13 protein-coding genes are annotated in these 13,215 nt (G+C 38.0%); 5 read left to right on the top strand and 8 right to left on the bottom strand.

All coding sequences use genetic code 11. The features are described from left to right. Positions 1 to 140 precede the first annotated feature (140 nt). A complete protein-coding gene (locus JNUCC76_RS07390) occupies positions 141 to 524 on the top strand; it encodes a ribonuclease HI family protein (protein WP_454153800.1) in 384 nt (127 codons plus the stop codon). Between the two features lie 20 nt (positions 525 to 544). Here JNUCC76_RS07390 and JNUCC76_RS07395 read toward each other — a convergent pair whose 3' ends face one another. The 3 genes from JNUCC76_RS07395 to JNUCC76_RS07405 all read right to left on the bottom strand — a co-directional run bounded on the left by JNUCC76_RS07395 (position 545) and on the right by JNUCC76_RS07405 (position 3,619). After that, a complete protein-coding gene (locus JNUCC76_RS07395) occupies positions 545 to 1,072 on the bottom strand; it encodes a GNAT family N-acetyltransferase (protein WP_454153801.1) in 528 nt (175 codons plus the stop codon). Between the two features lie 59 nt (positions 1,073 to 1,131). Beyond that, positions 1,132 to 2,334: an aminotransferase class I/II-fold pyridoxal phosphate-dependent enzyme gene (locus JNUCC76_RS07400; RefSeq protein ID WP_454153802.1), complete on the bottom strand. Its 1,203-nt coding sequence runs from the start codon at positions 2,332 to 2,334 to the stop codon at positions 1,132 to 1,134. A 151-nt stretch (positions 2,335 to 2,485) separates the two neighbouring features. Further along, the gene (locus tag JNUCC76_RS07405; protein WP_454153803.1) at positions 2,486 to 3,619 is read right to left on the bottom strand and encodes a THUMP domain-containing class I SAM-dependent RNA methyltransferase; all 1,134 of its coding nucleotides are present in this window, start codon (positions 3,617 to 3,619) and stop codon (positions 2,486 to 2,488) included. Between the two features lie 22 nt (positions 3,620 to 3,641). Here JNUCC76_RS07405 and JNUCC76_RS07410 point away from each other — a divergent pair, with 22 nt between their 5' ends. Further along, positions 3,642 to 3,923: a hypothetical protein gene (locus JNUCC76_RS07410; protein ID WP_454153804.1), complete on the top strand. Its 282-nt coding sequence runs from the start codon at positions 3,642 to 3,644 to the stop codon at positions 3,921 to 3,923. On the opposite strand, the gene JNUCC76_RS07415 is transcribed toward JNUCC76_RS07410, so the two are convergent. The 5 genes from JNUCC76_RS07415 to JNUCC76_RS07435 all read right to left on the bottom strand — a co-directional run bounded on the left by JNUCC76_RS07415 (position 3,924) and on the right by JNUCC76_RS07435 (position 10,173). Next, positions 3,924 to 4,559: a DnaD domain-containing protein gene (locus JNUCC76_RS07415; RefSeq protein WP_002815059.1), complete on the bottom strand. Its 636-nt coding sequence runs from the start codon at positions 4,557 to 4,559 to the stop codon at positions 3,924 to 3,926. 98 nt (positions 4,560 to 4,657) lie between these two features. Continuing rightward, on the bottom strand, positions 4,658 to 5,965 hold the full coding sequence (asnS, locus tag JNUCC76_RS07420) for an asparagine--tRNA ligase (protein WP_454153805.1): 1,308 nt from the start codon (positions 5,963 to 5,965) through the stop codon (positions 4,658 to 4,660). 7 nt (positions 5,966 to 5,972) lie between these two features. Then, positions 5,973 to 7,166, bottom strand: coding sequence for a pyridoxal phosphate-dependent aminotransferase (locus tag JNUCC76_RS07425; RefSeq protein WP_454153806.1), 1,194 nt, complete (start codon positions 7,164 to 7,166; stop codon positions 5,973 to 5,975). Between the two features lie 14 nt (positions 7,167 to 7,180). Continuing rightward, entirely contained in the window at positions 7,181 to 7,708 is a 528-nt protein-coding gene (locus JNUCC76_RS07430; protein WP_454153807.1) for a hypothetical protein, read from the bottom strand. Positions 7,709 to 7,779: 71 nt separating this feature from the next. Continuing rightward, on the bottom strand, positions 7,780 to 10,173 hold the full coding sequence (locus JNUCC76_RS07435; protein ID WP_454153808.1) for an exonuclease domain-containing protein: 2,394 nt from the start codon (positions 10,171 to 10,173) through the stop codon (positions 7,780 to 7,782). 159 nt (positions 10,174 to 10,332) lie between these two features. Between JNUCC76_RS07435 and mvk the strand changes: the two genes are divergently transcribed. The 3 genes from mvk to JNUCC76_RS07450 are packed head-to-tail and all read left to right on the top strand — an operon-like array spanning position 10,333 to position 13,215. After that, positions 10,333 to 11,265: a mevalonate kinase gene (mvk, locus tag JNUCC76_RS07440; RefSeq protein ID WP_454153809.1), complete on the top strand. Its 933-nt coding sequence runs from the start codon at positions 10,333 to 10,335 to the stop codon at positions 11,263 to 11,265. Further along, positions 11,262 to 12,203: a diphosphomevalonate decarboxylase gene (mvaD, locus tag JNUCC76_RS07445; protein WP_454153810.1), complete on the top strand. Its 942-nt coding sequence runs from the start codon at positions 11,262 to 11,264 to the stop codon at positions 12,201 to 12,203. The genes mvk and mvaD overlap by 4 nt, the downstream gene beginning before the upstream one ends. After that, positions 12,196 to 13,215 carry a phosphomevalonate kinase gene (locus JNUCC76_RS07450; protein WP_454153811.1) on the top strand — a complete coding sequence of 340 codons (1,020 nt, stop codon included), beginning with the start codon at positions 12,196 to 12,198 and terminating at the stop codon, positions 13,213 to 13,215. The genes mvaD and JNUCC76_RS07450 overlap by 8 nt, the downstream gene beginning before the upstream one ends.

Genomic DNA, 13,215 nt, shown 5'->3' on the forward strand with positions numbered 1-13,215 from the left:
TCAATTAAAGGAATGTAAAAACTTACTACTAACAAAGCATAGTTTATTATTATCCTCAATGTGTGATTCGACGACAACATATAATATTTCAACAAAATTTGTTATACTTCCAGTATACGTTCAATTAAAAGGAACCCTATATGATTACACTATATGTTGACGCAGCACGTGACGTAACTACCGGCCGTTCATCAGCTGGCTCAGTTTTAATTGTTGATAAAGTACAAAAGCAGCTAAAAACCGCCTTGAGAGAGACTGTTAATAATCATGAGGCTGAATTTTTGGCTGTTCTTTGGGCATTAAAGCAGCTACCTAGCAATGAAAATGTACAAATATATAGTGATTCAAAAATCGTAACCGATGCCTTACATAAATCTTATGCAAAACACTACCAAGGACTTGTTGATGAAATCAATCTACAATTGACACCATACCCTCTAGTCTTGATCAATTGGGTTCCAGAAAAAGAAAATCGCGGAGCTCATAATTTAGCTTTGCAAGCACTAAAAAACACGAACCATTAAAGTTCGCGTTTTTTAATTAGTTACAATACTAGTTGGTACGCCCACCGAACACCATTAATTTCTTCTCCTTCATTAATGTGCACAATGCCACGTTTCTCAAATCCATTGCCTGTGATAACAGCTTGCATTGGCAAGTTACCTGGATGAGTATCAATTCGAAAATCACTTGTACCGTTTCCATAGAAAAGTGTCAAAATAGCAGTCATGAATCGCTGCGCCAATTTTTGCCCTCTGTACTTATCAAGAATAGCAAAGCGATGAATGCCAATGTAATCCGTTTCAACATTAAGCCACTGGCCGTCCTCTATCAGCGTATATATCGGATCTTCACCTGCTAATATTGCTGTATATCCCGCAACTTGATGATCCACAACCAACACGAATCCTCTTTGCAATGCTAAGTCTTCCTCAATCGTATCTTGATTAGGATACCCCGATTGCCACTGTGAGAGTCCTTGTTCTTTCAGATAATAACGGGCATTATTAATGATTGATACAATTGATTTTATATCCTCCTCATGCGCCCGTCGCATATAAACTGATGTCATATTCCCGTCCTTATAAATTAGAAATAATTTATTTTATCATAAAAATTATAATAGGACAATCATAAAATTTTTACCGTTCTCTTTTCTTCACAATAACTTTCCAAACGATTCATAGCTATCTCTAGCATGTCCAGAGACGCCGCATAACTAATTCGTACATATCCTGCACCACCCGGGCCAAATCCTGATCCAGGAACGACTGCCAATTGTTGCCTATCAACCAGGTCATAAGCAAACTCCACGTCATTTTGATTTAAATCTGCAGGTATTTTAGCAAACATATAAAATGCGCCACTTGGTGTTGCCATTTCAAACCCTAGTTTTGTCATTTTTTCAACTAAGTAGTCGCGTCTTTTTTTATATTGCTCTTTCATCCATAATGTATCGTCCTTACTTTCTGAACTTTTAAATGCTTCAGTAGCCGCTGCCATTGCAGGATTTGAAGGTGTCATTATGACAAAACCGTGCACCATATTAATTTTTTTCATTAAAGCCGCAGGACCCGCCAAAATACCGATTCGATAGCCTGTCATGGCATGAGACTTTGATACGCCATTAACAACAATTGTTTGTTCTGGTAAAATGCTAGCCATTGAAACGTGAGGTGCATCATAGCTCAATTCAGAATAGATTTCGTCTGAAATGATTAAAATATTTGTTTCTCGTACCACGTCTGCTAAGTCTTTCAACTGTTCTGCTGTGTAGGTCACTCCAGTTGGATTAGAAGGATTGGTGATAATAATTGCTTTGATATGATCTTCGGTAGCAATGATTTCACGTAAATGGTCTGGTGTTAGTACAAATTCGTCTTCCGAAACGTCAATAAACACTGGGTGTCCGCCATTAATGCGTGTCATTTCAGCATACACTGGATAGGCGGGCGTCGGGATCAAAATCTTATCATCTGGATTCAAAATTGCTGCCAATAATGTATAAAGACCTTCTGTAGCACCAACTGTTGTAATGATTTCTTCAGCTGGGTCAAAATCAAGCCCATAACGATCATTTAAAAAGTCACTAGCTGCTTGACGTAGTGTTTTCTTTCCTGCTGAAACTGAGTAATGTGAATCATCTGCACTAATTGCAGCTAAGGCAGCTTCTTTAATATGCTTAGGCACTGAAAAATCTGGCTCACCAATTGTTAGTTTCAGGATATTAGGAATATCACTAACTTTTTCATCGAATGAATGGATTGGGCTAGGCTTTACCTTATTTAAATTATCATTAAAAATGCCGACTTGTTCTAACTTTGACTTAATCATATTGAATCCTCATTTCATTGTTGCTTTATTCTAACAATGATGAATTATTTTTTCACGAAAATATTGTACAAAGAAAAAATTTGTCATTGGTCATATCGCACAAGTAGTCACCATGAAAATAAAAAACAAGAGATCAATGATCTCTCGTTTTTTATCTAACACGCTTACCCCAATACTGGAAGTAATCGACACGTAATGCCCCATTATATAATTTGCGTCGTTTTGTTGCTTTTTCACCGAAAGATTTTTCAAATTCCAAGTCGCTAGTTAAAATATACTTACTCCAACTTGGCAGATTACGATAAACAGTACCCATTTGCTCGTATAGCTCACGGGCGGCTTCAAGTTCACCTAAACGTTCACCATAGGGCGGATTAGTCACCAGTACACCGTTAAGCTTATCAGTTGTCCAGTCTTTGGCGGCTAGCTGTTTGAAAGTGATATCCTGACTAAGTCCCGCATGTTTTGCGTTTTCTCTGGCAATATCAACCATATTTTCGTCAATATCAAACCCTTCGATATCAAGAGTGCGGTCATAATCAGCTTGCGCTTCAGCCGCATCACGAACTTCGTCTGACAATTTTTTATCAAACCAGTCCATGCTTTCAATATCAAAATCACGAATTAATCCAGGTGCGATATTACGACCAATTAATGCTGCCTCAATCGCAATCGTTCCAGAACCAGTTGTTGGGTCAACAAATGGACGATCTGGGTGCCAATTTGTCAGCAAAACTAGTGCCGCTGCAAAGTTTTCTTTTAATGGTGCACCACCTTTATTCACACGATAGCCACGCTTAAATAAAGACTCCCCTGTTGTATCCAAGGTAACCATAACGTGATCTTTATCAATCATCACTTCAAGTTGTGCAAAATACCCATTTTCAGGCAATCGTGTTCGAATATGATAAGCTTCTTGTAATCTATTGACAATTGCTTTTTTAGTAATGGCTTGAACATCTGGCACACTAAATAACTCAGACTTTTTTGAACGTCCAGCAACGGGGAATTCTGAATCATAGTTCAAATAATCCTCCCATGGTAACGCTTTAACGCCCTCAAACAGCTGATCAAATGTCGTCGCATCAAACTCACCCACAATAATCTTAATTCGATCCGCTGTACGAAGCCAAATGTTAGTATTCAATATATCTTTTTGTGTACCGTCAAAACGTACTCGATAATTTTCAACTTGATGTTCATAACCCAAGCGTTCTAGCTCTTTACCAACAAGAGATTCCAACCCTGCTGCTGCTGTCGCCATTAAATGATATGTTTTTTCCATGATTTTCCTTTATAATTAGCGTATGAGATTAACTGATTTAGAAGATTTAACACAATATATGTCACTTGATACAAAATTATTAGTGCAAACTGAGGGATTTGTTAATCCAGTGACAGAAATAAAATATGCAAATAATCATTCGGATATTTTATTGCTAGCTAGTGATCAGACTAATGCGATGACGCTATCACAACTATTCGCACGTTTGCGTACACTACCGGCTAATACTATTCTTCTCACAGAAAATAATCAGCCCATTTTTGGTTTTCATCTTGATAATCACTACAATATTATTTTTAAATAATTAATCAATAATATTGTTATATGTTACACCACGTCTGCGCTGCTTAGAGACCTGCGCTGCCTGTGGTGTAGTAATATTGTCACGTTGCCAGTTGGCTAAAATTGTTTCAATATAACGCAAACTACGGGCATTATTTGCAACAGCCTCTTGAATGGCCAATAACATCATCACTGGCTCAAAATGATCCTGGTCGAACCAATGCCCAACAGTTTGCATTTCCATTGGTGATAACGGACGCCCAAATTCTGCCTCTAACGTCTGCATAATCTCACGACGAGCACTCTTACCATCTGACACAATTTCCGACCGTTGTGTCGTTTGACCATCTAATAGCTTTTCGTATAATGGTGTAAAATCATAAGTTTCAGTCTGAATACTGCCACCTACCACCTGCATCAAATCTCGTCTTATCAAACTCTGCAAACGCGTAATAACAATTTTTTCGGTCGTATGCATTACCTGGGCAATAGCTGCCGGTGTAGCTTGATCTCCCCGACCTTGAATACGCTCCACCTGCATATACAATGCTAAATCATCATTATCTAGACCAACATCTTGATAATGTAACAACAAGTCATTACTTACGCCAGTGTTACCAGCCTGAATATACTGTTGTAATCTTTTTTCTAACGTCATATTTCCTCGGTTTTAAAAACGTCCAAATAAATTGGACGTTTTTCTTATATAAATAGTGTATCACATTCGAATAAGAATACTATGCTACAAAACTATAATTAAGGACGTAAGCGATTGGTCATTCGTGGAAATGGAATGGCTTCACGAATATGCTCCTCACCGGTTACAAATGTTACCATACGTTCCAACCCCAGGCCAAATCCTGAATGCGGCACTGAACCGTACTTACGCAAATCAAGGTACCAAGCATACTCATCCATATTCAACCCCAGTTTTTCAATTTCCTTCTTCAGGTAGTCATAATCCGTCTCACGTTCTGATCCACCTATAATTTCTCCATAACCTTCTGGAGCTAATAAATCAGCTGAAACAACAATGTCGTCTCGTGTTTTATGGCGCTTCATGTAGAATGGCTTAATTACTTTTGGAAAGTCAACAATAAACACGGGTTTAGCAAAGTGATTAGCCAAGAACGTTTCTTCGGGTGAACCAAAATCAACGCCCCACTCCACATCAAAATCATTATCTTGTAATAATTTAACTGCATCATCATAGCTCACACGTGGATATGGTAACTGCGTATATGACCGAAGTAGATCCTTGTCACGCTTGAGAATGTCAAGTTCTTGATCATTATTCTCGAGCACCTTTGAGATTAAGAAAGCAATATAACGTTCTTGGAGTTTCAAGCTTTCCTCTTGATCCATAAAGGCCATTTCAGGTTCAATCATCCAAAACTCAGTCAAATGACGTCTCGTCTTAGATTTTTCTGCACGAAATGTTGGCCCAAATGTAAATACTTTGCCAAATGCCATTGCGCCAGCTTCAGCATACAATTGACCAGTTTGCGACAAGAATGCTGGTTCGCCAAAATAATCCGTTTCAAATAATTCAGTCGTTCCTTCTGGTGCAGATCCAGTCAGCACAGGGGCATCTATTTTCGTGAAGCCTTCTTTGTTAAAAAACTCGTATGTTGCTGCAACAAGTGTATTACGAATTTTTAGAGTAGCAAACGGCTTTAGATGGCGTAAATACAAATGACGTTCGTCAAACAAAAATTCAGTTCCATGCTCTTTAGGTGTAATTGGATAGTCATGACTTTCACCAATTACTTTAATATCAGAAACAGCCATTTCATAACCGAAAGATGAACGAGCATCTTCATGAATTTCACCAGTAACATAAATACTAGTTTCTTGCTTCAAACTTTTAGCAGTTTCAAACACTTCTTCTGACACGTCAGCTTTAGCAACAACCCCTTGGAAGAAGGCTGTGCCATCACGTAATTGTAAGAATGCTATTTTGCCACTGCCGCGCTTTTGACGGAGCCAAGCCCCAATAGTCACTGTCTTTCCAACAAAATTCTTTGCATCAATAATCTTAATTTTAGGTATTTCTTCAGTCATCACTATATTAATCTTTCGTATATTTTTTAAAGAATTGCATCAAACGTAAAACTGCTTCATTAAGGGTATCTTGGTCTTTAGCATAACTCAAACGCAGATATCCTGGCATTCCGAATCCCTCACCGGCAGGCAAAGCAACATGTGCTTCTTCCAAAATTTTCGTTGATAATTCAACAGTATTACTTACGCCAACAAGTTTCATTAACTTTTCATCAACTTGTGGAAATAAATAAAAGGCACCTTGCGGCTTTATATCAACATGTACGCCATTAATTTTGTTTATTGCCTCAAAAGTCGTATTTAATCTTTGTTCAAACGCTTGACGCATCTTTTCAACAGTGTGTTGTTCCCCATTCAATGCCTCAATTGCTGCGTATTGAGCCGCTACCGTTGGATTGGAAGTCATGTGTCCCAATAACTTATTCATCGCCGAAATAATTTCTGAGCTCGCTAAAGTCCAACCTATACGCCATCCTGTCATTGAGTATGCCTTAGACACGCCATCCACAATAATCATAGCACTGTTTTCAAGAGGTTGTAACTGTAGCCCAGATGTAAACTCAGCGCCATTATAAACAAGTTGACCATATATTTCGTCTAAAATAACATAGGCCCCATGTGTATTTGACCAATCTAGAATGTCTTGAATCTCTTGTCGACTGTAGACTTGTCCAGTTGGATTGGTAGGAGAATTGACAATAACCAACTTAACTGTTTTTTTTATTTTGTCCAAATCTGAAACGGTTAACTTCATCGACGAGCTTTCCGAATGAACTTCTATCAGTTCACCTCCAGCTAGCTTGATTTGTTCAACATAACTTACCCACTCCGGAGCAGCAGTAACGACTGTGTCACCAGGATTCAGTAAAACCTGCATCAATACATACAGTGATAATTTTGCGCCTGTCGTTACGGAAATATTTTGAGTAGTAACACTTGCTTCATACCGCTGAGCGACATTTTCAACAATCGCCTGTTTTAATGCAGGTAAACCACTGGCTGGTGTATAAAAACTTGTTTTTTGTGCTTGAATCGCTTCAATAGCTGCATCAGAAATATTTTTAGGTGTTTGAAAATCAGGTTCACCTACGCCTAAATTAATGACATCGATACCCTCTGCTTGCATTTGTTTAGCAAGGGCGTTCATAGCTAACGTTGGAGAAGCAGTTATGGCATTCACACGATTCGAAAAAGTCTTCACTTTATAGTTACCTCTTACATACCTGAAATGGCACGATACGTCTTTCCTGATTTAAAGTCTAATGTTAAATAATTCAATTTATTGTCCTGCCCTTTATAACTAATTTCCCAAACTAATACACCTTGGTATTCACTTATATTAGCTGAATATAACTTTTTTGGCTTGTATTTGTTAGTTATCAGTTTTTTGAGCTGACTATCTGTCATCCCTGATGAACGATTATATGTTTTTATCTTATTATTGCGAACAATTGCAACTTTTTGAGTACCAGTCGTTGTTTGTCCTAGAACGGCATAAGTAGTCGTCTTTCGATAATTAACAGATACTTGTGTTACTGTTGCAATGCTCGTCTTCTCACGTACTAATTTTTCAACTCGATTTTCTGCCTGGCGCATTGGAGCTAATGAAACGTAAAAATACCCCAAAATAAAGGCTGCTAGGATAATCAGAATGCCGATTATTATGAACCAGAAGTGCGCCCAATGAATGCGCGCTTGACGATGTCGCTGGCGGATTCGAATATCATCTTTAAATTGTATCATTTTTTGAACCCTCCATAATGGCACGTACACATGATATTATACCAAAAAATATGGTAATTTTGATCTGCGAGTTAGATGTTATGCAATAATCGATCATATTGCTGTTCTAAACCTTTTTTCAAGTTCATCTGTTCAACGACAATTTGTTGCTTAAATCGATTACGTTGCATAGCATTTAGTTGAGAAACTAATATACCATTTTGATGACGTTGCATTTGGGTTAAAACATAAGCTAAACGTGATACAGGTTGCCATACTTCTCGTTCTGGAACAATTACAATTGCAGGTAATTCCTGCTCTCTAAGCCACATAGTGGAGAAAATTTTTGGGGTAACAATAATAATATTATTTCGTTTGGTTTGACTCTGTCGTTGTATTTTTTCCAACGAGCCAGTAATTCCCTCCGCGACAATATTATAATTTGTTGTCACCGCATATTTTATTTTTTGGTACCAATGATTAACCCGTTCTTCATTAGGGACAATTAATAGTATTTCTCCAACATTACGCTGCGTAATAGCTTGTAAATGGACTATCGGAGACGAACGTTGCAATTGTACAACATGAATTGGTTGTAAATCATTATGAACTAATTCACGCTCAACAGTAAAGGACTCCGGTACATCACGTAAGAATTCCGTAACCTCTGTTGGTAAAAACTCACTAACAATTAATAATTTATGAACATTGGAAACAAATTCTTCTTGATAAATCGCACGTTCCAAAATATCGAATACGACTTCAGTTTGAGTTTGTCCGTTAACTTCGGAAAATTCATTTGCCACCACAATGTCATTTTGTAACTGTAAGCGTCTAATCTTCAACAATTGATCTCGAGTATCTTGGAACTCACGAGGAATACTATTTTCGCTAATTTCAAACAATTCCTTTAAATGTAATATTATCAATAGAAACCGTTCCACACGCTTTAAATTAGCTCGTTGATTATCGGACTGCAATATTTGTTTTAATAATTTTAATGCTTCACTTAAACTCTGCCGAATAAATAAGCGTTGTTTATGCGTCAAACCAGCTATCTCTTGATGATTCAAGCCTTTTAAAGTGTTTTGATACTGCGTAACATTTAAAGAAACGTGAAAATAATCATGTAAGTCATCCACAAATTGCGTTGGCGTTTCCATGACAACAACTGGCCATTTTTCAATCTTTTTCGCTTCGCGTAATTTTTGGCTTTGCAAAAAATATGTGCTGAAGTTCATGATAATGATATTAGCTTGATGGGCACTTTTATAAGCCTTTTCGAAAAATTGCGCACCACTGTCACCACGAATTGATGACACGTAGTCATCATTTTGAACACCTACCGAAATTTCTCGAAGTAAACCAGTTTTTGTTTGCGTCAGCCAAACCAAAACACGAGCTTTAAAAAATTGAATTTGCAGTGTATTTTTTTCTTTTAAAGTTTGAGCAAACTTTTCAACATCTATATATTCTGAAGGCTTATACAAAATAGCACTTTGTATTGGTCGGCTAAATAGTTTTGTAAGATTAGTAATAATATCTACTTGCTGAGCTTGTAAACTCTCATCATTAGTCAATAAAACCGCTGTTTTTCCACTTAGAATAACTGGAACTAAATAGGCCAATGTCTTTCCAACTCTCGGACCGGTCAAAATGGTCAGCAAGCCATCGGTACGTTTATTTAAGAATTGATTGGCACGATCCATTAAACTGTTCTGTGCAACATTTGTCGTTAACCACTGCCCAAATAACTTTGTCTTTTCGCCACTTGTTTCTGGATAATCAACTTGCACAGATTTAGAAGTATGAATTGATTGTTCTGCTGTAGGGGTTAACAAAGCGACTTGCTCAACAGTACCAAAATTTTGCTTGTTTTTTGAATGAACAAGCTTTAAAAATTGCTGTGTTTGACGCAGTAACGGCCAATCACCTTGTTGCAATTGTTTTAATGTAATGTCTGGTAATTCTTCAAGTTTTTTCCAAAATTTCAAAAACAGCAAAGCCGTGGCATGTGCATCCGCATTGGCACGATGTGCATTTTTGAGCGTGATATTTAAATAGGTCGTTAAATCTAATAAACGATATCCTGGCGCTGTTGGAAACAATATTTGAGCAAGCTGTACTGTGTCGATAGCGGCGGATTTTAAGAGTGGAAAACCAGTTCTTTCGAACTCATCATTTAAATAGGGATAGTCAAAATTAACATTATGCGCAATAATCACTGCATCTTGAAGTAAGTTTTGCAATAATGGTGCAATTTCTTCGAAATACGGTGCGTTCTGCACATCATTTTGTGATATATGCGTGAGCTGTTGAATCTGACGATCAATTAATTGGCCTGGATTGACGAAAGATTCAAAATGATCAATAATTTGACGTTTCTTTATAAATGTCATACCAATTTGAATAATTCGTCCACCTTTTTTTACGCTATGTCCTGTGGTCTCAAGATCGACAACCACGAATGTATCGTTGGCGTTCATATAAAGCACCTTTCTAAACGTGCGTGCTAGCACTTTTTATGTGAGAATTACGCTGTTTACTACACAATCATTATGCGCACTAAACAACGCAATTCTCTTTTATATTTTACACTAAATACTACTGTGCGGTACAATAGTAAAGTACATCTGGAGAAATTTATGTTAAGTCAAATGAATGGCGTAGGTCAATCCCACGCAAAAGCAATATTAATCGGCGAACACGCCGTTGTTTATGGCGAACCTGCCATTGCAATTCCTCTACCAAATATGACGGTCACTGCTACATTGAGACCAGCATTTCGTGGTCAAACAATTGATGGTGCTGAATTTCATGGTGATTTAAGTGAACTTGGTGCAAACGTTGAAGGTATCCGCCAGCTATTATTGCGCCTAATCAATAAATTCAAAATGACTAATGTGCCATTCCTTCTTTCTATTGAATCAAATGTTCCTCAAGAGCGAGGATTTGGTGCTTCAGCTGCTCTAGCAACTGCGATTACAAGAGCATTTTTTGATTACTTTAACACAACTTTAAGTAATACGGAACTGAACTACTTCACAAACGTTGAAGAAGTCATCTCTCATGGATCGCCTTCTGGACTAGATGCCACCACCGTTAATTCGAGCAACCCTATTTGGTTTATCAAGAACGAAACAATGGAAAAATTTGAAATGAACTTATCAGGCACGTTGGTATTAGCCGATACAGGTATCCATGGTCAAACCGTTCACGCTGTCAGTATAGTCAAAGAATTTTTGAGTAACGATCAAGAACGCGCTTGGTCAACAATTAGTCATCTCGGACAAATTGCTGAAAAAATACGGATTGATATTTCTGAAAATAATCCTGAGCATTTAGGCTTGATGTTTACAGCAGCCCACCACGAATTACAATCATTGGGAATTTCACATCCTAAACTAGACAAATTAGTAAACGCTGCTACACATGCTGGTGCTTTAGGTGCAAAACTCACTGGAGCTGGCATTGGTGGTGCTATGTTTGCTTTAGCTAGAAATAACAATGACGCAATCGCAATTGCCAATGCTCTCAATAAAGCTGGCGCACAGAATACATGGATTCAACCCTTATGAAAGTTACTGCCCATACAAATATCGCCCTCATAAAATACTGGGGGAAAAAAAATACGGAACTGAACTTACCGACAACTAGCTCACTTTCATTAACACTAGACAAGTTTTACACAACAACTTCTGTGGAACCTGCCAAGCATGATTGTTTTATTTTGAATAATCAAGTCGTGGACGCCACCCGTGTTCATAACTTTTTGGATATTCTACGACAGCAGTTAGGAGACTTTACACCGTTGCAGGTTGTTTCTGAAAATCACGTGCCCACAAGTGCTGGATTAGCCTCCTCTGCTTCAGCTTTTGCTGCATTAACGGGAGCTGTTACACACGAGCTAGGAATGGACCTATCCAAGGAAGAATTATCCCGCTTAGCCCGTCGTGGTTCCGGTTCAGCTAGTCGCTCTTTTTTTGGTAACTTCGCCATGTGGCATAAAGGTATTGACGACGCATCTTCTTTTGCCGAGAGCCTTAACGCTCCTGAATTACCCATTGCCTTGGTTGTTGCTGAAGTTTGTGATGCGCCTAAAAAGATAACTTCAACTGAGGGGATGAAACGTGCAGTTACCTCACCAAATTATGATCGCTGGATATCAAAGTCTGCTAATCAATTCATTGATATGCAACATGCCATCCTAGATCAAGATATTGACAAAATTGGTGCCTTGGCTGAAGATAATGCCTTGGGTATGCATGCTTTAAATTTAACAGCTACAAAAAGCCCATTCACTTATTTTACAGACAAAACACAATTAATTTTATCTTTGATACAAGATATGCGCCATCAAGGTATATTAGCCTATGCAACGATTGATGCAGGGCCAAACGTTAAAATTATCACAACAATGCAAGAAGCGTCCAAAATTGTGACTATACTAAATCATGCCATACCATCTCTGAAACTTGAAATTGCTCAAAGCGGGCCTGGAATTTCTTATGACTAAAATATTGATCCCTGGTAAACTCTTTTTGGCTGGTGAATATGCAATTACTAATCCTGGTAATACCGCGCTAATTGTTGCCATTACTACAGGGTTAACAATAGAAATTACCACAGCCCGTGAAGTTTCCACTATTACTTCTAATATCATCAGAAATGATCTAACTTTCAATATCAACCAAGAAACGCCAGAGCAAACTGATGACTGGCGTTTTGTTCGCGCGGCTGTGAATCTGATGACCCATTATGTTCACACGAAAAAATTAAGTCCAAAATTACAAGAAGTAAATATTGATATCAAAAGTAATATGAATCATCATACAGGTAAAATTGGTCTTGGTTCGTCTGCGGCCGTAGTTGTAGGCATCATATCGGCTTTTAACAATCATTTCAAACTCAACCTAACGTTACTGACTCAATTTAAAATTGCTGCGCTCGCACACTTGCACGTGCAAAAAAATGGTTCATTAGGTGATGTTGCTGCAATAACATATGGCGGTGCTATTTCATACCAAAGCCCCGATTTATCTCAATATCAAACAGCAGATAAAAATTGGCTTCAGCCTGAAATTGTTGATGTCCCTTGGAAAAAACTAAGCATTGTTCCCCTCAGTTGGCCGCAGGACTGGCAAATCCTCTTAGGCGCCACACATGAAAGCGCCGATACACATAAAGCACTCTCCTCAAAAACATTGCCAACTTCTTTTTTCGAAGAAAGTCAATATATCGCTAACGATGTCGTTCAATCGGTTATTAAAAAAGACTACGAGCAATTTTCAAAAGGTTTAAAATTAAATCAAACCATCTTACGGCACACATTATCCCAGAAATACGTTACGCCAAAACTAGCAACTCTACTGCAGACACTTGGCGATACCGCAGGAAAAATCAGTGGTGCTGGATTTGGTGACAATGGGTTTGCTGTTGTTAATGAACCTACAGATTTACCAGAAAAGTGGCTTGCAGCTGAAATTGAGCCACATTACGTCCAAGTTGCCCCACAGAATCGAGGTTAA

The sequence above is a fragment of the Leuconostoc sp. JNUCC 76 genome (assembly GCF_053667755.1).